The following is a 24,128-nucleotide window of genomic DNA, read 5'->3' as shown; positions in this document are numbered from 1 at the left end:
CGCTCAGCGATCGGTCCAGTAGCGCCACAGGTCGAAGGACAGTTGCCGGTGATGGCGTATCGACAGCAGGTAAACCGTCCGCAGCTCGTCGGCCGGCAGATAGAGCAGCAGGTAATCGCCGTGAAGGTATTCGCGCATGGCGTCGGGCACGCCGGGCGGCATCGCCGCGAGCAGATCCAGCGCCTCGGCAGACTGTGGCGCCCGATCCAGATAGCGCCGCCCCAGGCGCGGGAAGCGCGCGAGGTTGGGCAGGACCGTGGCGCGCAGTTCATCGAGCAGCCGGTCGAAGGCCGTCGCCGCGCCGGCCTCGGCAAGAAAGAGTTCGATGGCGTCGAGTCTGGCGAGGAAGCTCTCGGTCAGCTCGACACGCCAGGGCGTCTCAGCCATGACGGTCGTCGGATTCAGGCCGCGGATCGGATGCGACGGGCGCCGCCATCGCACGCCGCCGCTGCAAGGCTGCGAGTGCGCCATCGGCCTCCACCGTGCGGCCGGCGGCGATGTCGGCCAGACCGCGACGGGCATCGTCGAGCAGCAGCAGGTGGATGCGCTCGCGTTCGAGCCGGTGGTAGTAGTCGAGCCGATCGGCGTCGATCAGCGCGACATAGCTTTCGCCGTTGCGGGTGATGACTTTCTCGGCGCCGGCCTTGGCTTGTTCGGCCAGTTCGGAAAGGTTGGCGCGTGCCTGGGTGAAGGGCACGACGTCGCTGGTTGAAATGCCCATGAGCAGCTCCGATCCATGAAAGTACAGAATTCTGTGCAGTTTACTGTCCAGCGAACAGATTCCGGCTTTCTGGCGCTTCACCGCGCGGGATGCCGTCAGCGCGCCAACCCCTGCCCGCCGTCCACCTTCAAATCCACGCCATTCACATATGCGCCGCCGAGCGCCAGAAACACCACCGCCTCGGCCAGATCGCGCCCCTCGCCGATGCGCGCGAGCGGAATGGCTTCTTCCAGCTTGCGCCGCTCGCTCTCGGTGAACTGCCCATCCGGCCAGTCGAAGCTGCCCGGCGACACCGCATTCACGCGCACCTCGGGCGCGGCCTCCAGCGCCAGCGAGCGCGTCACTGACGCCAGCGCCGCCTTCGACGCCGTGTAGAACAGATAGCCCGCGAGCGGCCGCTCGATGCTGATGTCCTGCACGTTCACGATGGCGCCGCGCGCGCGCCGCAGCGCCGGCAGCAGTTCGATGGCCAGCCACGCCGGCACGAAGCAGTTGCTGGCAAACAGCTGCTGCGCGCGCGCTTCCTCCTCGGCCAGCGCTTCGGCGATGGCGCTGGCGGCGCGGTGGTCGCCGGCCAGCCCTTGCGTCGATTGCAGCGGCGTGCGGAAGAACTCCGACGCGTTGTTCACCAGTACGTCGAGCCGGCCGCGCCAGGCCAGCGCCTTGCGCGCCAGCTCGCCGCAGCTCGCGCGCCCGTCGAGCGCCTGCTGCACCACGGTGGCCGAGCCGGGCCGGCGCGCGTCGAGCATGGCGCACAATTCGGCCGCCTCGCCGGGCGAGTTGCGGTGGTGCACGACGATGTCGGCGCCGGCCGCATGCAGGGCCAGCGCAATGCTGCGGCCGAGCCGCTTGGCGCTGCCGGTGACGAGCGCCACGCGGCGGTCGGCGCCCGAATCGGCGCCCGTTGAATGCGCTTGCTGCGCGAGGTGAGGCAGGTTCATTCGCCATGCGGCCGCAGCCGTGTTGATTTCCGATGCCGGTCGCGTCGCCCGAGGCGCGCGCCGTCGTGTTTTGTCCGACCGAGTGTAGACGCGAGGAGTTCGCCGTTTTGCGTGCCCAGCCATCCCGCCGCCCCGCCCTGCCCGCGCCCGAACCCGAGGCGCTGGCGCAATCGCAAGCCCTGGCCGACCAGCTCGTGGCCGCCCTGCGCGCCGCCGGCGGCTGGCTCGGCTTCGACGATTTCATGCAGCGCGCGCTGTACACGCCGGGCCTCGGCTATTACGCGGGCGGCAGCCACAAGTTCGGCCGCCTCGCCGCCGACGGCAGCGATTTCGTCACCGCGCCCGAGCTGTCGGCGCTGTTCGGCCGCACGTTGGCAAACAGCGTGCGCGCGGTGCTGGCGGCGGCCGGCAGCGGCGTGGTCATGGAATTCGGCGCCGGCTCGGGCGCGCTCGCGGCCGACCTGCTCGGCGCGCTCGGCGATGCCTGCACCGAGTACCGCATCGTCGAGCTGTCGGGCGAGCTGCGCGAACGCCAGCGCGCCACGGTCGCGGCGCGCATGCCGGCGCAGGCGCACAAGCTGGTCTGGCTCGACGAACTGCCCGCGAGCTTCGACGGCTGCATCGTCGGCAACGAGGTGCTCGACGCGATGCCGGTGCAGCTGGTGCTCTGGACCGGCGCGGAATGGCGCGAACGCGGCGTGGCGCTCGGCGACGCCGGCTTTGTGTGGGAAGACCGCGCGCCGACCGCCGACACGCTCGCGCTCATCGACGCGAGCGTCGGCGCGGCGCTGGCCGAGCAGGCCGGCGTCGACCGGCCCGACGCCGCGCTCTACGCCAGTGCCCTGCCCGCGCCCTACCTCACCGAACTCGCGCCCGCCGCCGACGGCTTTGCCGCCACGGTCGCGCGGCTGCTGCATCGCGGCGCGGCGATCTTCATCGACTACGGTTTTCCGGCCGCCGAGTACTTCCATCCGCAGCGCGCCGAGGGCACCTTGATGTGCCACTACCGCCATCACGCGCACGGCGACCCGTTCTTTCTGCCGGGCCTGCAGGACATCACCGCGCATGTCAATTTCACCGGCATCGCGCTGGCCGCGACCGGCGCCGGCGCCGAGCACGCCGGCTATGCGGCGCAGAACCGCTTCCTGCTCGACGCCGGCATCGCCGACCTGATCGAAGCCGCCGGCGAGCCGACTTCCGCCGCCTATCTGCGTGCCGCCGCCGAGGCCCACAAGCTGCTGTCCGAGCATGAGATGGGCGAGCTGTTCAAGGTCATCGCCTTCGCGCGCGGCATCGACATCGCCGTGCCCGGCTTCGCCAGCGGCGACCGGTCGCACACGCTGTAGGGGGCGGCCGTGCTGCGCTGGTTTCTCGCGATCTTCGTGGCGCTGGTGCTGATCGGCGCGGTCAACCCCTGGCTGCACCGGCTCGGCTTTGGCCGGCTGCCGGGCGACATCCGCTTCCGGCTGTTTGGCCGCGAGGTGTTTTTGCCGATCACGACCACGCTGCTGCTGTCGGCGCTGGCGAGCGTGGTCGCCAAGCTGCTCTGAGCCGCAGCGCAAATGAAAACGGCCGGAAGCCCGGCCGTCGCGGTTCAGCCTGGCGGCTGCGTCACACGGTCTCGACCGAGCCGTCGAGCGCCATCAGCAGACCTTCGACTTGCAGGTTCGGGTACTTCTCCTTCACCTGCGCCTTGAAGGTGGCGATGGTCGCGGCATGCGCATCGCGCTCGCTGGCGGCCGAGGCCAGATGCGCCTCGCCGAGCACCAGCTTGTAGGCGCCGCAATCGCGGTGGTCCATGACCATCACCTTGGGCACGGCGTGCAGCTTGATCGCCACATCCAGATGGCTCCAGAACGTGGCGTTCCAGGCCGGAAAGCGGTCCGACACCGCGCCGAGCGAGGCGCCGGCCAGCACGACGTGGTCGTAATGCTTTTCCAGGCCGCGGCCGTTCATGTAGCTGGCCACGTTGTCCATCAGGCGGTAGTCCATGCAGCTCAGCAGCAGCGCATCGGCATGGCCGCCGGCCAGCGCGAGCGGGCTGCGCGCGAACAGCGCGGCACCGGCGCCGAGCGCGGCCACCTTGGCAAAGCCGCGCCGGCTCAGGCCGGCCTCGCGCAACACATTGGGAAATTGCTTCATCGCGGGTCTCCAGGTTCTGTCTTGTGAATGGCCCCGCGAGGCTAGTGAGCCGGTCGGCATTGCAATCTGACGAACCGCACACTTATTCCCATTCATTTCAAAAAATGAAATCTGAATGACAGCAAGCGTCGGCTCACAGAACGGCGCCAGACCGGCCACGGCGGCTCGATGTGCACTGCATCACCCGCAGCGCCGGCAACGGAAGCCGCCTTAAGGATTCCTAAACGTATTGCGACCAGCTTTTCTCGGTCGTTCACCTAGACGTGAGCGGCGCTCCTTCCAGCCATCAGTGAGAAAAGCCAGTGAAGAAACCTCTCGCCATCGCCGTCGCGCTTGCCGCGCTGTCGGCCGCCTCCGGCCTGGTGCTTGCGCGCCAGACCGCCGCCAGCACCGAACCGATCCAGCCGATCGAGGCCGCGCGCATCACCCAGCCGGCGGTCGTCGAGCTGGGCAAGAAGCTGTATTTCGATCCGCGCCTGTCGCGCTCGGGCGCCATCTCCTGCAACTCCTGCCACAACCTGGCGGCGGGCGGCAGCGACAACCTGCCGACCTCCATCGGCGACCGCTGGCAGCAGGGCCCGATCAACTCGCCGACGGTGCTCAACTCGCGCTACAACCTGGCCCAGTTCTGGGACGGCCGCGCCGCCACGCTCAAGGCCCAGGCCGGCGGCCCGATCGCCAACCCGGGCGAGATGGCGTCCACGCATGAACTCGCGGTCGAGACGCTGCGCAGCATTCCCGGCTATCGCGATGAATTCCGGCGCGCCTTCGGCAGCGAGGCCATCGACCTGGACCGCGTCACCACCGCCATCGCCACGTTCGAAGAAACCCTGGTCACGCCCGATTCGCGCTTCGACCGCTGGCTCAAGGGCGACAGGAAGGCGCTCAACGCCACCGAGCTGGCCGGCTATGCGCTGTTCAAGTCGAACGGCTGCATCGGCTGCCACAACGGCCCGGCGGTGGGCGGCGCGTCGTTCCAGAAGCTCGGGCTGGTCGAGCCCTACGCCACCGCCAATCCGGCCATCGGCCGCGCCGGCGTCACCGGCAAGGAGGCCGACCGCAATGTGTTCAAGGTGCCGACGCTGCGCAATGTGGAACTGACCTATCCCTATTTCCACGACGGCAGCGTGAGCGACCTGAAGGATGCGGTGCAGATCATGGGTCGGGTGCAGCTGGGCCGGCAGATCGGCGATGACGATGCCGGCCGCATCGTCGCCTTCCTGCGCACGCTGACCGGCAACCAGCCGGCCATCGTGCTGCCCCAGCTGCCGCCGTCGGTGGCCGGCACGCCGGCGCCACGGCCGTTCTGAGCGGCCGCCCCGCAGCCGGTCGGCCCGCCTTGCGCGCACGGCGCCGACCGGCTGCGGTTACAACCCGCAGTGCGACCTGTCGCGCGCCGGGTTCAGGCTCGCGCTTGCGGCAGCCGCCGCCCCCAATCACTCATCGCGAGGACCAGATGAACATCGGACTCAAGCGCGCGCGCGTCGCGCTGCCTCTTGCCTGCGCCCTGGCCGGCGCCGTTTCGCTCGCCAATGCCGCCGAGGCGCCGATCCGGCTCGTCAATGCCGACGGCCAGGGCACGGCCATCGGCAGCGTCACGCTGGCCGACACGCCCAATGGCCTGCAACTCACGCCGGCCCTCACCGGCCTGCCGCCCGGGCCGCACGGCTTTCATGTGCATGCCAACGGCAGCTGCGACCCGGCCAGCCCTGACGGCAAGCCGGTGCCGGCCGGTGCCGCCGGCGGCCATTTCGACCCCGAAGGCCACAAGCACCATGCCGGTCCGGCCGGCATCGGCCACCTGGGCGACCTGCCGGTGCTGGAAGTGGATGCCGACGGCCGCGCCAGCAAGCCGGTGATCGCGCCGCGCCTCAAGCTGGCCGACGTGACCGGCAAGGCGCTGATGATCCATGCCGGCGGCGACAACTATGCCGACGACCCGGCGCCGCTCGGCGGTGGCGGCGCCCGCATCGCCTGCGGCGTGGTGCGCTAGGCCAGCGTGGCGCCGGCCGGCAGATGGGCCAGCAGCCACAGCAGCGGCGGCAGCACCAGCGCCGCCAGCAGCCGGGTGGCCGCCGTCAGCCCCCAGCCGGCCTGACGCGCCAGCCCCAGCCCGACCAGCCCGGCCGCGTAGAGCGCGGCCAGCGCCAGCGCCAGCGCCGGCTCGCCGCGGCATTCCAGCCGCAGGCCATGCCAGTCGGCCAGCACGAAGCCGCCCGCGACCAGCGTGGTCCAGCCAAACAGCGTCAGCGCCAGCAGCAGGCCGGCGGCGCAGATCAGGCAGCGGTCGTGCGGCGGCCGGTCGCGCGCCACACCGAATTCCTGCGTGATGAATCGGGCATCCAATCTGTACCTCATTCCGCCGGCATTTCCGCAATGCGAATTGCAGCCATTCGGCCGATTGCATTGGGCGAAATGCCCGCTATTCCAATTGCACCAGCCGCGATTGCGCGGCAATCAAACGCCGGTTCCCCGGCGGAGCTAGGTCATTCTTTTAGCGAGAATAAGGGTTTACGCAAAGCCGCAAATGCCGGCCAGCCTGCCGCAATTGCACAAATTTGCCGGCGGGCGTGATTCCATTCTCATAAATGCGGTGGCGTTCCACATCAAGCAACGCCCAAGCCGGCAGCCTCCGGGCACATTGGCCGCATGCATCGCTCAATCCTTGCCGCACCCGTCATGGCCCGCAAAAGTGGGTCCGCGCTTCGAACCTGCCAATTCGAAGGATGGCATTTCGCTGGGCAAAACTGCGCCGGCGCATTCATTCGCATGCCGAAATGCCAAAACGCATTGCTGCACAAACCGCCAGGCGTCCTTGACCGATTGCGGAATGGCGCATTAACAAGCGATTTGCCGCACAGCCTTGTGCCATTCACCGAAAGCCAATTGCAATGAGAAATCCCTGGGTCGACTACGCCAAGGGCATCGGGATCGCGCTGGTGGTCTGGGGTCACGTAGGGCGTGGCGTGGCGGCGGCCGGTCTGGTCGGCGACGCGGCGCTGCATGCGCGCATCGACAGCCTGCTCTACAGCTTTCACATGCCGCTGTTCTTTTTCCTGTCGGGGCTGTTCTTCAAGGAATCGATGGCGCGCCGCAGTGCATTGCAACTGGTGGCAAACAAATTCGATTCGGTGGCCTATCCGTTTTTTGTGTGGTCGCTGCTGCAAGGCTTGCTGGCGATTGCCGGCGCGCAATGGACCAACACCGGCAGCAGTCTCGGCGGATTCTTTGAATTTCTCTGGCGACCGGGCGGCCAATTCTGGTTCCTGTATGCGCTGTTTCTCATCATGATGGCGTCGCTGGCAATCTATCGGCGCCGCAGCCTGCCCTGGCTGATTGGCGTGCTGATCGCCACCGTGATATTGCATTTCATCGCTTCGCCGCTGCCGCGCTTTCTGCCGCTGGGCCGGGTGTTCTTCAACTTCTGCTTCTTCTCGGCCGGCATGGTTTTCAATGAATTCCAGCCGGCGGTGCTGCGCCACAAATGGCGCGCGTTGCCGGCGGTGGCGCTGGCGTTTGCCGCAAGCGAATGGCTGTTGCAAATGCGCTGGCCGGCCAATGAAATGCTGGCCTTTGTCACGGCATCGGCCGGCATCGGGCTGGTGGCGGTCGGCTGCATGTGTCTGGAGGCGGCGGCCGACCGGCTCGGCTGGCTGGCGGCGCTTGGCGCGTCGTCGATGGCGATCTATCTGGCGCACATCCTGGCCACCGCCGGCACCCGGGTGCTGCTGCTGCATGCGCTGCATGTGCGCGACTACTGGACCCACATGCTGGTGGGCAGCGTCTGCGGGCTGCTGCTGCCGCTGCTGGCCGCGCGACTGGCGCCGGCGCTGCGGCTCGACTGGCTGTTCGGCGTGCCGGCGGCGCTGTCGCTGGAGCGTCGGCTGGGTCGGGGTGGGCGGGTGGCGGCGGTGCCGGCGCGCTAACCGGGGCAGACGGGGCCGGCTCAGCCACCGCCCCCCCGCGCGGCCGAGCCCGGCCAGCCGCCGGCCCGCCCGGCATTTCCGTGACCGATTTCCGTCTTTTGCCGCCGCGCCGGGCGCAATCGCCAAACAGCCCGGCGCCTGTACCGCTGCTCCATCGAACTCCGTCCGACGCGCGTCCCTAGCATCGGTCTCGCCGGTCTGCCCGCCCGCTTGCGGCAGGCGCCGGCCCAAGACAACGCAGATCACGCGACCACAGGACACTCGATGGACAGGACCGAATTCGCCGGCGCAGCGGCCGACGGCTTGCTGGCAAACGCACTCGCCGCCTTGCGCGCCGGCAATCTCAATGTGACCGAGCTGATCGACCGGGCCCAGCAGCTGGTGGGCCTGCGCCGGCTCGATGCCGCCGCCACGCTCTACCGCGCCTGGCTCGACAGCGGCGACTCGCCCTATCGCAACGTGGCGCTCTACAACCTGGGCACGGTGCTCGGCTCGCTCGACCGCTGCGACGAGGCGGCCAAGGTCTATCGCGAGGCGCTGGCCAGCAAGCCCGACTTCATCCAGGCCCATCTCAACCTCGGCCACCAGCTCGAACGCCTGGGCCAGCGCGAAGCCGCCCTGGCCGAATGGCGCTCGGTGCTCGACCTGCTCGACATCCAGCCCGAACTCGATGCCGATACCGAGCTGCGCCTGCATGCGCTCAACAACCTCGCGCGCGCGCTGGAGGAGATGAAGCGCTACGACGAGGCCGAGACCTACATGGAAGTGAGCCTGGCGATCCGGCCCGACCAGCCCAAGGTGATCCAGCATTTCGTGCACATCCGGCAGAAGCAGTGCGCCTGGCCGGCCGCGCGCGAGCTGCCCGGCGTGTCGGCCAACAAGCTGCTGATGGCGACCTCGCCGCTGGCCACGCTGGCCAGTACCGACGATCCGGCCGTGCAACTGCTGGCCGCCAGCCGCTTTGTGGCCGAGCGGGTGCGCCAGCCGGCGCCGCTGCCGGCGCACCGCGATGGCCGCGAGGGCAAGTTGCGCATCGGCTATCTGTCGGGCGACTTCTGCCTGCATGCGGTGGGGCTGCTCACGCCCGAGCTGTTCGAGTTGCACGACCGCGAGCGCTTCGAGATCTACGGCTTCTGCTGGTCGCGCGAGGACGGCACCAGCCTGCGCAAGCGGCTGGTCGAGGCCTTCGACCATCACGTCCCGATCGGTCATCTCGACGACGAGACCGCCGCGCGCGTGATCCATGCCAACGAGATCGACGTGCTGATCGACCTGCAAGGCCTCACCGCCGGCGCGCGGCCCGACATCCTGGCGCTGCGGCCGGCGCCGGTGCAGATCGCCTATCTGGGCCTGCCCGGCACCAGCGCCCTGCCCGGCGTGGACCATGTGATCGCCGACCGCTACGTCATGCCCGACAGCCTGCTGCCCTACATGACCGAGCAGCCGGTCTATCTGCCGCACTGCTATCAGGTCAGCGACCGCAAGCGCGAGGTGGGCGTGACGCCGACCCGCGCGCAAGCCGGCCTGCCCGACGACGCCTTCGTGTTCTGCTCGTTCAACAACAACTACAAGTTCACCGAGCCGATGTTTGCCAGCTGGATGCGGATATTGGCCGGCGTGCCGAACAGCGTGCTCTGGCTGCTGGCCGACAACCTGTGGGCCGAGGACAACCTGCACCGCGCGGCCGCCGCCGCCGGCGTGAACCCGGCGCGGCTGATCTTTGCGCCGCGCGTCGGCCCGGCCGATTACCTGGCCCGGCTGCCGCTGGCCGACCTGTTCCTCGACACCTTTCCGTTCAACGCCGGCACCACCGCCAACGACGCGCTGTTCATGGGTCTGCCGCTGGTCACGCGCTCGGGCCGCAGCTACATCTCGCGCATGGCCGGCAGCCTGCTCACGGCCGTCGGCCTGCCCGACCTGATCGCCGACGATGCCGCCGGCTACGAGAAGCTCGCCATCGCGCTCGGCAACACGCCGGCGCGCGTGGCCAGCTACCGGCGCTATCTGGCCGAGCAGCGCATGAACACGCCGCTGTTCGACATCCCCGGCATCGTGCGCGAGCTGGAAGCCGCCTACGAGCGGCTGGCGGGATGAACGCGCGCGCGCCGGAAGCCGTGGCGCTGGGCGAGGCCGCCGAGGCCGCGCCGCCGCCCGGCCCGACCGCCGCCGCCGCGCCCGGCGCCACCACCGCCGCCGACCCCTTGCTCGCCGCGCTGCACTGGCTCTGCCGCCATCACGGCCTGGAACGCAGCAGCGCCGCGCTGCTCGACGGCATCGCTGTGGACGACCGGCTCGCGCCGGCGCAGGCGCTGGCCGCGCTGCGCAATGCCGGCTTCAACGCCGGGCTGGTGCAGCGCGCGCCGGGCGACATCCTCACGCTGCTGCTGCCGGCGGCGCTGTTCATGCGCAATGGCGAGGTGCTGATCGCCAGCGCCCGCCACGGCGCCGATTTCGAGATCGTGCTGCCCGCGAGCGGCCTTGCCCGCATCGCCACCGAAGCCGAACTGCTGCGCGACTACGCCGGCAGCGCCCTGCTCGCCACGCCGCGCGCCACCGGCCAGCGCGCCACCGGCCAGCGCGCCCACGGCAGCGGCGACGCGGCCCTGCTCGCGCCGGGCCAGCACTGGCTCTGGGGCACGCTTGGGCGCTACTGGCCCTATTACCGCTCGGCGATGCTGGCGGCGCTGATCGTCAATGTGCTCACGCTGGTCAGCGGCTTCTTCACCTCGGTGGTCTACGACCGGGTGATTCCGCATCAGGCCTTCATCACGCTGTATGCGCTGGCCGGCGGCGCGCTGCTGGCCACCGGCTTCGATCTGGCGGCGCGCCAGCTGCGCAGCCATCTGATCGACCATGCCGGCAAGAAGGCCGACCTGGCGCTCGGCAGCCTGATCTTCCGGCAGACGCTGGGCATCCGGCTTGAGCACCGGCCCGAGTCGGCCGGCGCCTTTGCGCATCAGGTGGCGCAGATCGAGACCGTGCGCGACTTTTCCGCCTCGGCCACGCTGGCGGCGCTGAGCGATCTGCCCTTCGTGGCGCTGTTCATCGCCGTGACCTGGCTGATCGCCGGGCCGCTGGCCTGGGTGCTGGTGGTGAGCGTGCCGCTGGTGGGCGGGCTGTGCTGGATCAGCCAGCACCTGCTCAAGCGCCACATGCGCGCCAACCAGATCGAGCAGGCGGCGCTGCACGGCGTGCTGATCGAGGCGGTCGAGGGGCTGGAGGAAGTGCGCGCGGCCGGCGCGCAAGGCCATTTCCTCAAGCGCTACGAGGCGGCCAATGCGGCGGCGGCGCAATCGGCGCTGGGCACGCGGGCGCTGTCGAGTTGGGCCAACAACATCGCCGGCATGTCGCAGCAGCTGGTGACGCTGGCGATGCTGGTCTGGGGCGTGCATCTGATCCATGACGGCACGATCACCGGCGGCGCGCTGATCGGCGCGGTGATGTTTGGCGGCCGGGCGATCGCGCCGCTCGGCGGCGTGGTGGCGCTGGCCACGCGCTATCAGGGCGCGAAGGCGGCGCTGCTGATGCTCGATCAGCTGATGGGGCTGCCGACCGAGCGCCACGCCGACCGCACTTATCTGGCGCGGCCTGAGATACGCGGCGACCTCGCGCTGAAGGAGGCGAGCTTTCGCTATCCGGCGCGGCGCGGCGGCGGCCATGCGGGCGCGGCGGCCGGCGGCATGGCCGGGCTCGGCGTGCCGGGCGGCGCGGCGCCGGCGGCCGCCAGCACGCCGGCGCCGCTGGTGCTCAAGGGCGTGACGCTCAACATTTCTGCCGGCGAGCGGGTCGCCATCCTGGGCAAGATCGGCAGCGGCAAGTCGACGCTGCTGCGGCTGCTGGCGGGGCTGTACCAGCCCAGCGACGGCACGGTGCTGGTCGACGGGCTCGATCTGCGCCAGATCGACCCGGCCGATTTCCGCGCCCAGACCGGCTTTGTCGCGCAGGAGCCGCGGCTGTTTCACGGCACGCTGCGCGAGAACGTGTTCATGGGCCGGCCGCAGATCGATGCCGAGCACTTTCAGCGCGTGGCGGCGCAGATCGGCCTCGACCGCATCGCCGCCGCTCATCCGCTGGGCTGGGACTTGCCGGTGGGCGAGATGGGCACGCTGCTGTCGGGCGGCCAGCGCCAGCTGGTGGCGCTGGCGCGCTGTCTGGTCACCGAGCCGCGCCTGCTGCTGATGGACGAGCCGACCAGCTCGATGGATGCGCAGGCCGAGGCCGACTTCATCCGCCAGCTGGGCGCGACGGTGGCCGGCCGCACGCTGGTGGTGGTCACGCACCGGCCGGCGCTGCTCGCCATCGTCGACCGCATCGTGGTGATGGAGGCCGGCAAGGTGATCCTCGACGGCAGCAAGGCGCAGGTGCTGGCGGCGTTGCAGGGGCAGGCGGCGCCGGCTGCGGCCGCACCGGCCAGCCCGGCCTCGATGCCCGACGCCGCGCCAGCCCGCCCGGCCGAAGCGAGCGCCGCATGAGCCGCTCCGCCACCGGCCGCTTCCATCCCGGCGACGCGCGCTTTCTCGACGGCCTGCGCGACGCCCGGATCGCCGAGCGCACGCCGCGCGCCGATGCCGCGCTCTGGCTGATGGCGCTGCTCATCGCCGCCGCGCTCGGCTGGGCCTGCGTCGCGCGCGTCGATGAAATCACCAAGGCCGAGGGCCGCGTCGTGCCCGACGGCCGCGAACAGCTGGTCGCCAGCCTCGAAGGCGGCCTGCTCGCCGAACTGCTGGTGCGCGACGGCGAGCTGGTGCAGGCCGGCCAGCCGGTCGCGCGGCTCGACCCGACGCGCGCCGCCGCCCAGAGCAACGAAGGCCGCGCGCATCAGCTCGCGCTGCGCGCCAGCCTGGCCCGGCTCGATGCCGAACTGCGCGGCGGCGCGCCGGTCTGGCCGGCCGAGCTGGCCGAGCGCCCCGACCTGCGCCGCGACGAAGCCGCCACCCTCGCCGCGCGCCGCCGCGCGCTCGACGAGGCGCTGGCCGGCAGCCGCGCCAGCCTCGAACTGGCCCGGCGCGAACTGGCGCTGGCCGAGAACCTGGCCGCGCGCGGCCTGCAAAGCGAGATGGAAGTCATCCGCCTGCGCCGCGCCGCCAACGATGCCGAGATGCAGATCGCCGAGCGCCAGAACCGCTTCCGCCAGGACGCCGCCGCCGAGCGCGCCCGGCTCGCCGCCGACCTCGCCGCCAGCAATGAGCAGCAGATCACGCGGCGCGACGTGCTGGAGCGCGGCACGCTGCTGTCGCCGGTGCGCGGCATCGTCAAGAACATCCGCATCGCCACGCGCGGCGGCGTGGTCGGCGCCGGCGCGCCGGTGATGGACATCCTGCCGGTCGGCGAGCGGCTGAAGATCGAGGCGCGCGTCAAGCCGGCCGACCTCGGCTTTCTGCGCGTCGGCCTGCCGGCGCAGATCAAGCTCAGCGCCTACGACTACTACAGCCACGGCGGCCTGAGCGGGCGCGTGGAGTACATCAGCCCCGACGCGCTCAGCGACGAGCGCGCGCCGCCCCAGCCCGACGGCGGCTGGTTCCGCGTCATCGTCAGCGCCGACGCCTCCACGCTCGCGGCCCACGGCGAGCCGCTGCCGGTCGTGCCCGGCATGACCGCCACGGTCGAGATCCGCACCGGCGACCGCACGCTGATGGACTACCTGCTCAAGCCGGTGCTCAAGTCGAGGGAGGCCTTCCGTGAACGATGAACCGCTGACCGGCGGCGACGGCGCAGCGCCCGCGCGCGGCGGCTTCTGGCGCGAGCTGCTGGCGCTCGGCATTGCCGTGCTGGCCGCGCTGCCGGTGCAGGCCGCGCCGCTCGATCTGGCGCTGGCGCCGGCCGACCGGCTTGCCGCGCTCGGCGCCACCGCCGTCAAGCCGGTGCTGCTCGCGCCCACCGACGCGCGCGGCGCCGAGGCGCGGCTGCAAGCGCTGGCAACGCTCGCCGCCAATCGCAGCGCCCTGGTCGCCGCCAGCGAGCACGACGCCAGCGCCAGCAAGGGCGATGCGGACGAAGCCGCCGGCGCGCGCTATCCGCGCATCGACGCCAGCGCCCGCGCCGCCTTTGCCGGCGCCGACACGCCCTGGCTCGGCAACGGCCGGCAAGTGTCGGCCGGGCTCAGCGCCAGCCTGCCGCTGGTCGATTTCGGCCGCCAGCGCGCGCTCGAAGACTGGCGCCGCCGGCTCGCCGACGCGGCCGAACTCGGCGCCGACGCCACCCGCGAAGCCGTCGCGCTCGAAGCCGTCAACCTCGCGCTCGAACGCAACCGCGCGCGCGCCCAGCTCGATGTGCAGCGCCAGTACGCCGACCGGCTCGCCGACATCGCCGCGCGCATCGCCCAGATCGTCGCGCTCGACCGCGGCCGCGCCAGCGAGCTGGTGCAGGCGCGCAAGTCGCAGCTGCAAGCCGAGATCGGCCGCGACGCCGCCCTCGCCGCGCTGCGCCAGACCGAAACCCGGCTGCGCCGCTTCATCGGCGACGACCTCGCGCCGGCCGAAGACATCGCGCCCGCCTTCGCCAACCCGATCGCGCCCGACGAACTGCCGCGCCTGGCCCGCAATGCGCGCGACCAGCGCCAGCTGCGCGCCCAGGCCGCCGCCAGCGAGCGCTATGCCGACGCCGTCGCCGCCGGCCAGCAGCCGCAGATCGGCCTCGTCGCCGGCCGCAGCCTCGGCCGCAACGGCGAACTCGCCGCCGGCTCCTGGACCGCCGGCGTGCAGATGAGCGTCACCCTGTTCAACGGCCGCGCCGATGCCGCCGCCCGCAGCGCCGCGCTCGAACGCGCGCGCGCCGCCGAAGAACGCGCCAACGACGCCCTGGCCGCGCGCGAAACCCAGCTGCTCGATCTGGCCGACAGCGCCGCCGCCGCCCGCGAGCGCGCGCGCGCCTATGCCGACGTGCTGCGCGCCAGCGATGAAGTGCGCACCGCCACCTTCCAGCAATGGGCTGAACTCGGTCGCCGCTCGCTGTTCGACGTGATGAGCGCCGAAGGCGATCACGCCGCGCTGCACGCCGCCTATCTCAATGCCCTGTACGACAGCTATGCCGCCCAGTTGCGCCTGCGCGCGCTCGGCACCGGCCTGCTCGCGCTGCGCTGAACCGGCGGCATTGCACCGCCGGCTGCCCTGCTTCTTTCTGCTTATTTCAGACCGAGCAATTCCACATCGAAGATCAGCGTGGCCTTGGGCGGAATCACGCCCGGATAGCCGCGCTCGCCATAAGCAAAGTCGTGCGAGCAGGTGAGCTTGGCGCGCGTACCCACCGACAGCTTGGCCACGCCCTCATCCCAGCCGCGAATCACCTGACCCTGGCCAATCACGAACTCGAACGGCGACGCGCGATCGCGCGAGCTGTCGAATTTGCTGCCGTCTTCGAGCGTGCCGGTGTAATGCACCACCACCGTCTGACCCTTGGCCGGAAAACGCACGCCGTCGCCCGGCGTGATGATTTCGATCTCGACTCCCATGGCATTCCCTTTCATTCGCTTGATATGAGCGGGCGATTATGCACTGCCGGCAGCATCGGGATTACCAGCGCCAGGCCCAATTGCGCAGAAAGATTGCCAGCGCAATGAATGCCGCGACATTGGCGACCACCGTCAGCCAGAAAATCGACCGAAATGGCTGCTTGCGCGATTTGTGCCGCAACCATTGCTGAGCAAGAATTGCCCCGGGCCAGCCGCCGATCAGCGCGAGGAAATGCAGCGTGCTTTCCGGAATGCGCGAAGTGCGCCCGCCGCGTTCGGCATTGTCGATGGCAATCGATTTGTCGGTCGAATAAAAGCAATAGCAAACCACGCTGGCCACGATATAGCCGACACCGGGCTGCCAACTCACAGCCCATTTGAGCGCCGCAATCGCATAGATCAGCGCAAATGCCGGAATGGCGAGCGTCGATGGCCAGCTCCACGGCGCGGCCGATTCAACCCGCTGCGGCTTGGCCGGTGGAGTGGCGTGCAGCAATTTCAGCCGGCACGCCTGCTTGCGCCCTTGCGGCGAAATCTCCACCTCGAATGCCAGCCTGAGTCCTTCACGCGGCCGGCTGCCCAGCCCGGCAAATGCCGAGATGTGCACAAAGATTTCCGGACCGGCGGGGTGAGTTTCGATCAGACCAAAACCACGCTTGTCGTTCCAGGATTTGAGGGTGCCGGTGAATTGCATGGGAAGGATTGGATATTGTGAAAAACAAGAATGATCTGATATTGCCGCAAAACCCGCCAAAGCCAGCCAGATTTATCCAGCCGCCGACCAGACAATCCGCCATTCCTGCGTCGCCTCATCCCATTCCTCAAGCAGCTCCACCGGCGGCGCGCCATCCAGCCCAATCTGCGGACCGCCGCCGCGCAATGGCGGATGATCCTGGGCCAGCGGCTCGAAGAAATAATTGTAGAACTTCCAGCCCTCAGCGCTCGGGTCCTTGTCGCCATTGAAAGCCACGAAGGCCGAATTCTCGATATTGGCCGTGGGAATGCTGGCGCGCAGCAGGCAATTGCTCCAGTCGGGCAATATCTGCAATGCCTCGCGCGATGCGTGGGGACTTGGCCATTTGCCAGAAGAACACCAGTGATACAGCGGCTTGGCGCGCAATACCGGCTCGGCCTGCACCGGCACCGGCGGCAGTCGCCCGGTTCTGCGGATATGTGCAGCGATGCTTTCTTCCGAGCCATAGACCAGCGCGCGCGAATCGAGCAGCCGATAAAGACGCGGCTCGAAGGTTTCGATACCCATGATCCGCAATTGCGGAAAGGCCGGATTCGACGGATTGATCGTGACCGGATATCGCCGCTCATAAGCCGCAAATCCGCCGATCCAATCGTTGACATGCTCCAGGCTGCGCAACAGCGCCAATCGCCCTTGCGGCGAATCGGTGCGGAAGATATTGGCCAAATCTTCGGTGCGATGACGACCGAAATCGTCGACCAGCCGCGAACACACGATCAGAAAGCCTTCGAGCGCCTTTTCGGTCAAAAGTCCATCGAGCATCAGCGCCAGCATTTCGGCCTGCTCGCGGGTAATCGGATCGTCTTCGGGATACCAATTGCTCAACAGATGCAGCATTGCGGCCTGCCTCCTCAATTCCAAACTCTGGAAACTCGATGCACTTGAGACTGCGAAAATTGGCAGTGTTCAACCCCTTTGCGGCAAACGAGGTCCGATAGTGCCGCCCACCGGCACACGCCCACCGCCCGGCGTTTCTGGAGCGCGACTTGCTTGCCAACGGAAAATCCCCTTCAACACCCTTGCAGGGGGGCTTTTCCGTGGCCTTCGCTTCAATTCGTCTGACGAATGTCGCGGCTGCGGGGCGGTTCAGGCCGCCAGCCCCTGCGCCAGCTCGCGGCCGCCGGCCTGCGACGCGCCCGGAGACCGCTCATGCACAACAGCCCGCCGCCTCCGCAACCGGAGCAATGGGTCATCTGGAATGGCTCGTCCGGCATTCTGACCATGGGCACGCTCGGCCGGATAGAAACCGGCGCCGAGGGCCGCATTGCCTGGCTCGACCGGCCATTCGACATGGTCGGCCCATTCAGCCTCGATGAACTCGAATCGACCGGCCGAATCCATTTCGCCGCCTGCATGGTCATGTCGCGCCAGCGCTGGCATGAAGACCAGGTGGAATTGCGCCGCGAAGGCTATGAACAGCGCCGCGCCGCACAGGAACGGCTGAATGAGAAATACGGCCACTTCTTTGGCCATGACCACGGCGGATTTGCAGGCCAGCCGCAGCACCGGCAATTCGACGAAAAGCAGCATCGCGAAACGCTGAATCTGCCAGCCGAAGGCGAACTGGAACCGGCCCAGATCAAGAAGGCTTATCGCCGACTGGCGCAAAAAGCCCATCCCGATGTGGGCGGCAGTCATGAGCAATTCCTGCGCATTACCGAGGCGCGCAATGCGCTGCTGGAACGCGCCGCCTGAAAATGGCGCAATCGCGGCGGGGCCGGATTTACAGCGGAATCACCGGAATGCAGATTTCGCATTCGAATACGCCGGTTGCGCTGTCGAATACCGCGCCCTTGGGGTAGTGCTCAAAACTCGGCCGATTGTCGAGTTGCAGACCGCTCGACGGCAGCCAATCGCGCAGCAATGCGGCCCAGGCTTCGCCCACCTGCTCGACCCTGCCCTTGAATGCGAGCACCGCATATCTGCCGCCCGGAAGCAGCGATTTGATTGCGCCGCCATTCACCACGAAATCGGGCGCCACTTCGGCGCAGGCGTCATAGCGGCATTGTTCGGGCGCGGTAATGCTCGGATCGTCATGGCTGATGCCATAGCGCGCATGATCCGGCCCCAGCCGATTCGTTACCGCCCAGGGCACATAAGTCTGCTGCCAGAATTGGGCTATCGATTCACCATAAGCGCCCAGGTGGCGCAAATAGGCAATGGTCACGGGCGCGCGGTCGATCAGCATCACTTTCATGAAAGTCTCCGGATTGGGGTTGCGGGAGACTTCATGGTCCACGCCCGGCGCAGCCCAAGCCTGATCGGGCTTGCTGTTCACCTGACTCAAATTGCCATTCGACCAGCGCAGCAAAGTCTGGCGCTCACGCCAGGCGGTCGGTGAACAGCCGAATCGGCCCCGGAATGCGCGCGCAAATGCCTCAGCCGAACCAAAACCCACGGACAAGGCAATGCTCAGCACGCGAGCGCGCGGCTGGGCCGCAAGCCGCATTGCCGCCACCTCGACCCGCCGGCGCCGCAGGTAATCGCCAAGCGTTTCGCCCATCCAGGCGGCAAACAGGCGGTGGAAATGAAACGGCGAGAAATGCGCGACTGTGGCCAGCGTGGCGAGATCGAGCGGCTGGTCGAGATGAGCGTCGATATGCGCCAGCACGCGGTGCATGCGGGTTTGGTATTCGGTGCGGGGTGGAGTGATTGGCGGCATGAACATACATTCATCATGGCTAGGAACAAAACCCTCTGCGAGTCGATATTGTTTCTGCCAGGTCAATTTTGACGTGCGATCAATTTTCAAACCCGGCAAGGCAATATTTTTATTATGAACTATATATCCGACAAAGAAGCCACTCGGCGCAATCATGATTTCTGCCTGTGCGATCCCGATCAATAACTTATCGCCATCTCATTCGCGGATTCAAAATCTTAGGTATTTTAGTTGCGCAATTAAATTGATGTCATAAAACCTAGCCACGCATTATCGAACGCAGCACAAGAAAAAAGAACGATGCTGTCGACCTAAGACCACCCAGGCTTTTAGACAGCATTATTGATTACAGCCTCAATACGGTGACCATCGGGATCAATTACAAAGCATGCGTAGTAGTTGGGACCATAGTCAGATCTCAATCCCGGCTCGCCGTTGTCCGTTCCGCCGTGGCGTAGTGCTTGCTCATAGAAATCGTGCACTGAATTCCTGCTCGGCGCGGAGAATGCCAAGTGAAAACCGTGGCCCTTGGCGGCGGACGATTCACTCGCCAGTTTTATGCAAAATTTGTCATCCCCTCCTTCAATTCCGTATCCGACCGCTTGATCGTCCTCCCCGGAACGAATGTCTTCAAACACACGAATATAGCCCAGAGACTTCAGTGTGTGGTCATAGAACTTGGCCGCTCTTTCTATATCGGTTACCGCGAAGGAGATGTGGTGGAGCATGTGCATGACGTGATCGACTTTGTTTGGCTTTGGTGGCTGAGGGAACTCAGCCCATGTGCAGGAAGCACGGGAAGGAAACTTGCTATCCAACGAACGATCTTGGCGCCCGCGCCGTATTGGCGAGCGCATCGAAGAAGACCCACAGGATCAGTCGATGTGGGCGATACCGATTGCCGAGCGACGTGGCTATTGGCGTGCGGTTGTGGCCGTTGCCGCCAAGAATGCCCGCATGGCCCGGGCGATGCTGGCGAAGAGCGAATCTTTTGCGCCAATTATCTGAAGCGAGTTCCACATCGCTCCGATCCACATTTGTTTGGATAGTACCGGCTTATTCGTTCGCGTGACTGCACGCGTTGATGTGCAAGGTTGGACCTGCACGGGGAATGCCTGGACGTTCTCCAATCTGAACTGCAACACCCGCCCATTCAGTAAGGTGCAGGGATGTCAGGACAAGAGAACTACCGTCAATTACGCCCCGAGGAACGCATCGCACTCGCCGGGATGATGCTGGTTTAATTCTAGGGGATGGTGCAATTGCCAAGCCCGGCTAACGATCGAGGCCCCCGCGCGCGTCTTTCATCAGGGTCAGAGGTGAAAGCAATTGCCTCACAAAGACCGGTTGTAGTTTCGCAGTCTTTTCCTTGCCGATTTGACGTTGTCTGTTTGTATTGAGCGATTGGCCGTGAATTGATGTTTGATGGATGGTTATTTGCGCGCCTGAATTTATTCAGGCCGGGACCGGCTTTTTCTTGACAGATGGGGAAGCCCTTGTAGTAGTTCGAATTAACGGGCGCCGCTAGGCGTCCCGTTGAATGAGGGGTTAGGCCGCACGGTGCTTGACAACCACGACATCGCTCGAAGGCGCAGGCCAAAGCTGAAGATCGTATTTGTCGTTTCCATCGAGGCCATCCTCAGACAATGAACCGAGATTTGAATAGCAAATGCGGACTCGGTACGTGCCGGGGACGATTTCAATTCTTGCTGCCTCCGGAAAGTAGTCTGTGCAGCCCGCGATTACCAACCGCTCGCTCTTTACAGCAAGTGAGCACTCCACGATGTGATCGTAGTCTGCGGTTCGCAAAGTAGGCTCCTTAGCGAGGATTTCTAGCGTGACGGGGACCTCCATGTTTCTAACGGTCCCTACTCCAACTGTTCCTGGAGCAATAGCCAGAAGCCTGCCAACTGCTTCATCGTCCCAGGAGTCCGAAAGATCGCCGACAGCTGACTCGTCCTGCAGATAGAACTGAAAGTAGTCGGCGAAGAGTTGATATTTGTGCATGTGTAGTGCGGCCTAACGAATGAAAGGGACTTCCCTGTCCCGAAGCTGCGGCCCGGAAACCGCTGAACGGCACTGACGTGCCACGATGGAATTCTCACAATTCATCGCGTTCACTTTCGAGGGTAGCGAAGTCCATATACAAGTTGGTATCGATCTGGCCACACAGGTTTTTGCACTCCATGCCGTCGATGAATCCGGCAAGGCGATTCTGGTGAGGCCGAAGGTCAGCAGGAAGGAACTGCTCGGCGCCCTTGCAACTCTTCCGCCCTGCGTGATCGGCATGGAAGCTTGCTCGGGCGCGCATTTCTGGACGCGGCAATTCGAGCGGTTCGGCCATGTGGTCAGTCGATGGACGATTTCGATTGCCGGGCGACGTGGCTATTGGCGCGCAGTACTGACAATTGGAGCGAAGAACGCGCGCATGGTTTGGGTGATGCAGGCAAAGAGGAATTCTTGCGCCCATTGCGTGAAACGATTCCCGCATCGCTCCGATCCACATTTGATTTAGTAGCGTCGGCTTATTCGTTCGCGTGACTGCACGCGTTGATGTGCACGGTTGGACCTGCACGGAGAATGCCTGTTCAACCTGGGGGATGGCGCAATTGCCTAGCCCGGCTAACGATCGAGGCCCCCGCGCGCGTCTTTCATCAGGATCAGAGGCAATTCGATTGCCTCGCAAAGACCGGTTGTAGTTTTGCAGTCTTTCCCTTGCCAATTCGACGTTGTCTGTTTGTATTGCGCGATTGGCCGTGTGTTGCTGTTTGATGGCTGGTTGTTTACGCGCCCGAATTCATTCAGGCCGGGGCCGGCTTTTTCTTGACAGACGGGGAAGCCCTTGTAGTTTGAATTCAGCGGCTGCCGAAGGCAGTCCGCTGGAATGATGGGTTGGGCCATCACGGGCGGTCCGGACGAAGCCGCCCCAACATTGGTTGAAGCCTTACGAATTGTGCGGAAGCCGTCTCTTCCCATGGCCAAACACCGCTCGGGGTTGGATATACGATTTGGACAATATTAAACGGCCTGTTTCTGTAATACCGTTCGCACCCAAAGGTGTACTCGGCGAGAGCTTCCTTTTCCACTGGCTCGAAGTAGACGGAACACCCTTCAAGAAAGCCGTGGTAGGGCGAGCCACGACTGAAAATCTTGCCCGATTGCACCTGATCAAGGTATTTCATGATCAACACATGCCCAAGTTTTACGCTTAGGCCAACAACGATTGCCTCTGGCGACCCAGTTGTCTGTTGAATTCCAATTGAGTACGCAAAATCGGGTTCGTCAGACGTCTTGCCGAATACGCCAACAACATGACAGCCAAACTTTTCAATATCGCGCTTGACTCTCTCATCGTTCTCATGCCTCTGCTCTGGTGAGATGCTCATGATGTCCAATGTTTGAATTCACCGGCCGCCGGAGGCGGTCCGGTGGAATGATGGGTTAAGCGACATTTGGAAATAACCACTCATAAATCAGTCTTTACGGTTGGGTGGAGTCCATATAGGAAGGGTTAGGCCGCATTTTGCGAGATGCTGCCTCTACCAGGGCTGCGCCGCTGGCGTGCCCTGGTGATAAATGAGCTGCCACTGTGCGCCCACTTGTACCCAAACCGAAGAACGGAGCGTGTGGTTCTCAAGTGTGCCGTTCAGCTTGAGGTGAGCCGAGCGGTAGGTGAGCAACGAGACGCCGCGCTCTAGCTGCTGAAGATTGAAGTTTTCTGAGATCACCTGAGTCGATGCCTTCTGCTCACTTAAAAAGCGCACAACTGTCACGCGGTCGTATTCGCGTCCAGACCGGCCGACTTCATGGAAGTCTTTGTGAAGCAATTGTTCCAAGCGCTGGACGTCGCAACGAACGCCAGGGTGATGAAGCTCTACCTCAAGCGCTTGAATGGTGACAAGGAGTGAGTTCATTGTGCGAGGAGACTTATGCGGCCTAACGTGTTTTAGCATTCACATCGCGCCCGATAACACTGCCATCGCCGCGACTCCTAATCATCAATTTACCGCGCAACCCGATGATTCATCTAGAAATTTCCGCGCATAGGTCAATTGCATCCGCGTATTAGAACCGAGCGCAAATCCTGCACCGCAATCCGCAGTCGTTCGCATATCGCCATCCGCGCCGGATAACACGGCCATCTGCCGAATAAAGCCGCACAGCCAAGCACCACAAATTCCAAAACAATCAATGCACTACGCTGCAATCCATCATTCCAGCATGCGCTAACAAGAATCCCCCTCCCCCACCACCCAGCACCCGTCCGAATGGTCATCCACCACCCCCACCGCCTGCAACCACGCATAAACAATCACCGGCCCCACAAACTTGAACCCGCGCCGTTTCAATTCCCCTGAAACCCGCTCCGACAATTCCGTCTTTGCGCGCGCAATTCCGTCCCGGTTCACAATCGGCTGGCCGCCTGCCATTCCCCAAACCCATTCGCTGAAATCCTCGCCATTGGCTTGCATGGCGAGATAGGCGCGCGCATTGCCGATCACGGCTTCTATCTTGGCGCGCGAGCGGACGATGCCGGCATCGAGCACAAGCCGGTCGACATCGTCGGAAGTGAATTGCGCGACCCGCGCCGGATCGAAGCCGGCAAACGCGCGGCGGAAGGCGTCGCGCTTGCGCAGGATCACGCTCCACGCGAGGCCGGCCTGGAAGCCGTCGAGCATCAGGGCTTCCCAGAGGGCGCGGCTGTCGCGCTGGGGGCGGCCCCATTCGTGGTCGTGATAAGCGCGCATCTGCGGGTCGGTGCCGACCCAGGCGCAGCGGGGGAGTTGGTCGTTCATGCGCGTTTCCGGGGAGAAAACGCGCAGCTTGCCGTTCAGCCGGCGAGGCCGAAAGCCGCGAGCGTGGTCGGGTCGGGTTCGCCCTTGAAGGCGATGGCGAGCACTTCAAACCCGTTGGGCGCGCTGAAGATTTTTCCGAAGCCGGCGGCCTGGAGCGCGGCGAGCAGCGACTTCTGCGTGAAGCCGGTCTTGTGCGCGAAGAAGTCCTGGCCGCTGCGCTCGATCTGCACGCCGTAGCCGTAGATCACGTCCGACACCAGGATGGGCCCGAGCTGGGACTGGTAGAGCACATCGTCGATGTCGAGCCCCTGCTCGATGACGGTGCGCATGACGGCCTGCACGTCGGGCACATGAATCTGCGCGACGCCGCCGTCCTTGAGCACATGCAGAAAGCCGGCGAGCACCTTGGGCACGTCGTGGCGGTAGTAGTGCTCCAGGTTGTGCGAGCAGTAGACGGCGTCGAACTGGCCGGCGTCGAGCGTGGTGAGCTTGCGGGCGTCGCAGCAGATGTCGGGCTGGCCGGTGGGGTCGATGTCGAGCAGCAGGTGTTCGTAGCCGGCGTACTGGCCGGGCAGCGGGATGGCCTTGCTGTTGCCACCGACGTTGAGGACTTTCTTCATGGCTGGTTCCTGTGCGGCCCGCGGGCGGGCCCGGCTGTGCGGGGCGGTGCGCGCCGGCGCGCTGGGCGGCGGCGGGCGGGTTCGCCAGGCGGGATGAGCCGCCGGCTGCGCTGCAAGTG

Annotated in this window: 27 protein-coding genes and 2 pseudogenes; 12 read left to right on the top strand and 17 right to left on the bottom strand. The window is 66.0% G+C overall.

Annotated features, from left to right (window positions below):
* Positions 1-3: 3 nt before the first annotated feature.
* From B9P64_RS18350 to B9P64_RS18340, 3 genes are all read right to left on the bottom strand, one after another.
* Positions 4-387: a type II toxin-antitoxin system RelE/ParE family toxin gene (locus tag B9P64_RS18350; RefSeq protein WP_085317588.1), complete on the bottom strand. Its 384-nt coding sequence runs from the start codon at positions 385-387 to the stop codon at positions 4-6.
* Positions 380-721 (bottom strand): type II toxin-antitoxin system Phd/YefM family antitoxin, encoded by a 342-nt coding sequence (locus B9P64_RS18345; RefSeq protein WP_085317586.1) that lies wholly within the window; start codon positions 719-721, stop codon positions 380-382. The genes B9P64_RS18350 and B9P64_RS18345 overlap by 8 nt, the downstream gene beginning before the upstream one ends.
* 95 nt (positions 722-816) lie before the next feature.
* Positions 817-1,662, bottom strand: coding sequence for an SDR family oxidoreductase (locus B9P64_RS18340; protein WP_176256880.1), 846 nt, complete (start codon positions 1,660-1,662; stop codon positions 817-819).
* Between the two features lie 32 nt (positions 1,663-1,694).
* Here B9P64_RS18340 and B9P64_RS18335 point away from each other — a divergent pair, with 32 nt between their 5' ends.
* Together B9P64_RS18335 and B9P64_RS18330 are read left to right on the top strand one after the other, a co-directional pair.
* Complete coding sequence (locus tag B9P64_RS18335; protein WP_085317584.1) at positions 1,695-3,008, top strand: class I SAM-dependent methyltransferase; 1,314 nt, start codon at positions 1,695-1,697, stop codon at positions 3,006-3,008.
* 9 nt (positions 3,009-3,017) lie between these two features.
* The gene (locus B9P64_RS18330) at positions 3,018-3,212 is read left to right on the top strand and encodes a DUF2905 domain-containing protein (protein ID WP_085317582.1); all 195 of its coding nucleotides are present in this window, start codon (positions 3,018-3,020) and stop codon (positions 3,210-3,212) included.
* 61 nt (positions 3,213-3,273) lie between these two features.
* Here B9P64_RS18330 and B9P64_RS18325 read toward each other — a convergent pair whose 3' ends face one another.
* Positions 3,274-3,804, bottom strand: a complete 531-nt coding sequence (locus B9P64_RS18325; RefSeq protein ID WP_085317579.1) for a carbonic anhydrase — start codon at positions 3,802-3,804, stop codon at positions 3,274-3,276.
* Positions 3,805-4,106: 302 nt separating this feature from the next.
* On the opposite strand from B9P64_RS18325, the gene B9P64_RS18320 reads away from it, so the two are divergent.
* Both B9P64_RS18320 and sodC read left to right on the top strand, forming a co-directional pair.
* Positions 4,107-5,114 carry a cytochrome-c peroxidase gene (locus tag B9P64_RS18320; protein WP_407919692.1) on the top strand — a complete coding sequence of 336 codons (1,008 nt, stop codon included), beginning with the start codon at positions 4,107-4,109 and terminating at the stop codon, positions 5,112-5,114.
* Positions 5,115-5,260: 146 nt separating this feature from the next.
* Positions 5,261-5,797: a superoxide dismutase family protein gene (sodC, locus tag B9P64_RS18315; protein ID WP_085317577.1), complete on the top strand. Its 537-nt coding sequence runs from the start codon at positions 5,261-5,263 to the stop codon at positions 5,795-5,797.
* Here the strand turns inward: sodC and B9P64_RS18310 are convergent.
* Complete coding sequence (locus B9P64_RS18310; protein WP_139826388.1) at positions 5,794-6,162, bottom strand: hypothetical protein; 369 nt, start codon at positions 6,160-6,162, stop codon at positions 5,794-5,796. The genes sodC and B9P64_RS18310 overlap by 4 nt on opposite strands.
* A 533-nt stretch (positions 6,163-6,695) precedes the next feature.
* Here B9P64_RS18310 and B9P64_RS18305 point away from each other — a divergent pair.
* The 5 genes from B9P64_RS18305 to B9P64_RS18285 all read left to right on the top strand — a co-directional run bounded on the left by B9P64_RS18305 (position 6,696) and on the right by B9P64_RS18285 (position 14,809).
* Positions 6,696-7,730 carry an acyltransferase family protein gene (locus tag B9P64_RS18305; protein WP_085317573.1) on the top strand — a complete coding sequence of 345 codons (1,035 nt, stop codon included), beginning with the start codon at positions 6,696-6,698 and terminating at the stop codon, positions 7,728-7,730.
* Positions 7,731-7,994: 264 nt separating this feature from the next.
* The gene (locus B9P64_RS18300; RefSeq protein WP_085317571.1) at positions 7,995-9,824 is read left to right on the top strand and encodes an O-linked N-acetylglucosamine transferase, SPINDLY family protein; all 1,830 of its coding nucleotides are present in this window, start codon (positions 7,995-7,997) and stop codon (positions 9,822-9,824) included.
* Positions 9,821-12,202 carry an ATP-binding cassette domain-containing protein gene (locus tag B9P64_RS18295; protein ID WP_235840038.1) on the top strand — a complete coding sequence of 794 codons (2,382 nt, stop codon included), beginning with the start codon at positions 9,821-9,823 and terminating at the stop codon, positions 12,200-12,202. The genes B9P64_RS18300 and B9P64_RS18295 overlap by 4 nt, the downstream gene beginning before the upstream one ends.
* Complete coding sequence (locus tag B9P64_RS18290; RefSeq protein WP_085317569.1) at positions 12,199-13,419, top strand: HlyD family efflux transporter periplasmic adaptor subunit; 1,221 nt, start codon at positions 12,199-12,201, stop codon at positions 13,417-13,419. The genes B9P64_RS18295 and B9P64_RS18290 overlap by 4 nt, the downstream gene beginning before the upstream one ends.
* The gene (locus B9P64_RS18285) at positions 13,409-14,809 is read left to right on the top strand and encodes a TolC family protein (protein ID WP_085317567.1); all 1,401 of its coding nucleotides are present in this window, start codon (positions 13,409-13,411) and stop codon (positions 14,807-14,809) included. The genes B9P64_RS18290 and B9P64_RS18285 overlap by 11 nt, the downstream gene beginning before the upstream one ends.
* 41 nt (positions 14,810-14,850) lie before the next feature.
* Here B9P64_RS18285 and B9P64_RS18280 read toward each other — a convergent pair whose 3' ends face one another.
* The 4 genes from B9P64_RS18280 to B9P64_RS28210 all read right to left on the bottom strand — a co-directional run bounded on the left by B9P64_RS18280 (position 14,851) and on the right by B9P64_RS28210 (position 17,569).
* Positions 14,851-15,177: an FKBP-type peptidyl-prolyl cis-trans isomerase gene (locus B9P64_RS18280; RefSeq protein ID WP_085317565.1), complete on the bottom strand. Its 327-nt coding sequence runs from the start codon at positions 15,175-15,177 to the stop codon at positions 14,851-14,853.
* Between the two features lie 61 nt (positions 15,178-15,238).
* Complete coding sequence (locus tag B9P64_RS18275) at positions 15,239-15,871, bottom strand: DUF1294 domain-containing protein (protein ID WP_085317564.1); 633 nt, start codon at positions 15,869-15,871, stop codon at positions 15,239-15,241.
* A gap of 72 nt (positions 15,872-15,943) precedes the next feature.
* Complete coding sequence (locus B9P64_RS18270; protein WP_085317563.1) at positions 15,944-16,768, bottom strand: hypothetical protein; 825 nt, start codon at positions 16,766-16,768, stop codon at positions 15,944-15,946.
* A 249-nt stretch (positions 16,769-17,017) separates the two neighbouring features.
* Positions 17,018-17,569, bottom strand: a complete 552-nt coding sequence (locus tag B9P64_RS28210) for a hypothetical protein (protein WP_235840046.1) — start codon at positions 17,567-17,569, stop codon at positions 17,018-17,020.
* On the opposite strand from B9P64_RS28210, the gene B9P64_RS28205 reads away from it, so the two are divergent.
* Positions 17,531-17,626 (top strand): hypothetical protein, encoded by a 96-nt coding sequence (locus B9P64_RS28205; RefSeq protein WP_235840044.1) that lies wholly within the window; start codon positions 17,531-17,533, stop codon positions 17,624-17,626. The two genes, B9P64_RS28210 and B9P64_RS28205, sit on opposite strands and share 39 nt — an antisense overlap.
* A gap of 28 nt (positions 17,627-17,654) precedes the next feature.
* Here the strand turns inward: B9P64_RS28205 and B9P64_RS18260 are convergent, their stop codons facing one another.
* Complete coding sequence (locus B9P64_RS18260) at positions 17,655-18,776, bottom strand: AraC family transcriptional regulator (RefSeq protein WP_235840037.1); 1,122 nt, start codon at positions 18,774-18,776, stop codon at positions 17,655-17,657.
* A gap of 146 nt (positions 18,777-18,922) precedes the next feature.
* On the bottom strand, positions 18,923-19,327 hold the full coding sequence (locus B9P64_RS18255; protein ID WP_235840036.1) for a VOC family protein: 405 nt from the start codon (positions 19,325-19,327) through the stop codon (positions 18,923-18,925).
* A gap of 92 nt (positions 19,328-19,419) precedes the next feature.
* On the opposite strand from B9P64_RS18255, the pseudogene B9P64_RS24600 reads away from it, so the two are divergent.
* A pseudogene (locus B9P64_RS24600) lies at positions 19,420-19,601 on the top strand (IS110 family transposase); the annotation flags it as partial.
* Between the two features lie 540 nt (positions 19,602-20,141).
* Here B9P64_RS24600 and B9P64_RS18250 read toward each other — a convergent pair.
* Positions 20,142-20,600: a hypothetical protein gene (locus B9P64_RS18250; RefSeq protein WP_085317561.1), complete on the bottom strand. Its 459-nt coding sequence runs from the start codon at positions 20,598-20,600 to the stop codon at positions 20,142-20,144.
* Between the two features lie 85 nt (positions 20,601-20,685).
* On the opposite strand from B9P64_RS18250, the pseudogene B9P64_RS28200 reads away from it, so the two are divergent.
* A pseudogene (locus tag B9P64_RS28200) lies at positions 20,686-20,943 on the top strand (hypothetical protein); the annotation flags it as partial.
* Positions 20,944-21,215: 272 nt separating this feature from the next.
* Here the strand turns inward: B9P64_RS28200 and B9P64_RS24590 are convergent.
* From B9P64_RS24590 to B9P64_RS18230, 5 genes are all read right to left on the bottom strand, one after another.
* A complete protein-coding gene (locus B9P64_RS24590) occupies positions 21,216-21,494 on the bottom strand; it encodes a hypothetical protein (protein WP_139826385.1) in 279 nt (92 codons plus the stop codon).
* Positions 21,494-21,979: a DUF4262 domain-containing protein gene (locus tag B9P64_RS18245; RefSeq protein WP_085317559.1), complete on the bottom strand. Its 486-nt coding sequence runs from the start codon at positions 21,977-21,979 to the stop codon at positions 21,494-21,496. Before B9P64_RS18245 ends, B9P64_RS24590 begins: the two co-directional genes overlap by 1 nt.
* Positions 21,980-22,132: 153 nt before the next feature.
* Positions 22,133-22,507 (bottom strand): nuclear transport factor 2 family protein, encoded by a 375-nt coding sequence (locus tag B9P64_RS18240; protein ID WP_176256879.1) that lies wholly within the window; start codon positions 22,505-22,507, stop codon positions 22,133-22,135.
* Positions 22,508-22,819: 312 nt separating this feature from the next.
* Positions 22,820-23,389 carry a DNA-3-methyladenine glycosylase I gene (locus tag B9P64_RS18235; RefSeq protein ID WP_085317555.1) on the bottom strand — a complete coding sequence of 190 codons (570 nt, stop codon included), beginning with the start codon at positions 23,387-23,389 and terminating at the stop codon, positions 22,820-22,822.
* A 35-nt stretch (positions 23,390-23,424) separates the two neighbouring features.
* The gene (locus tag B9P64_RS18230) at positions 23,425-24,009 is read right to left on the bottom strand and encodes a class I SAM-dependent methyltransferase (protein WP_085317552.1); all 585 of its coding nucleotides are present in this window, start codon (positions 24,007-24,009) and stop codon (positions 23,425-23,427) included.
* Positions 24,010-24,128: the final 119 nt, after the last annotated feature.

The organism is Derxia lacustris (assembly GCF_002105195.1).
GTDB classification, from domain to species: Bacteria; Pseudomonadota; Gammaproteobacteria; order Burkholderiales; family Burkholderiaceae_E; genus Derxia; species Derxia lacustris.
The sequence above is the reverse complement of the archived record's forward strand: the minus strand, read 5'-3'. Positions and strand labels throughout refer to the sequence as shown.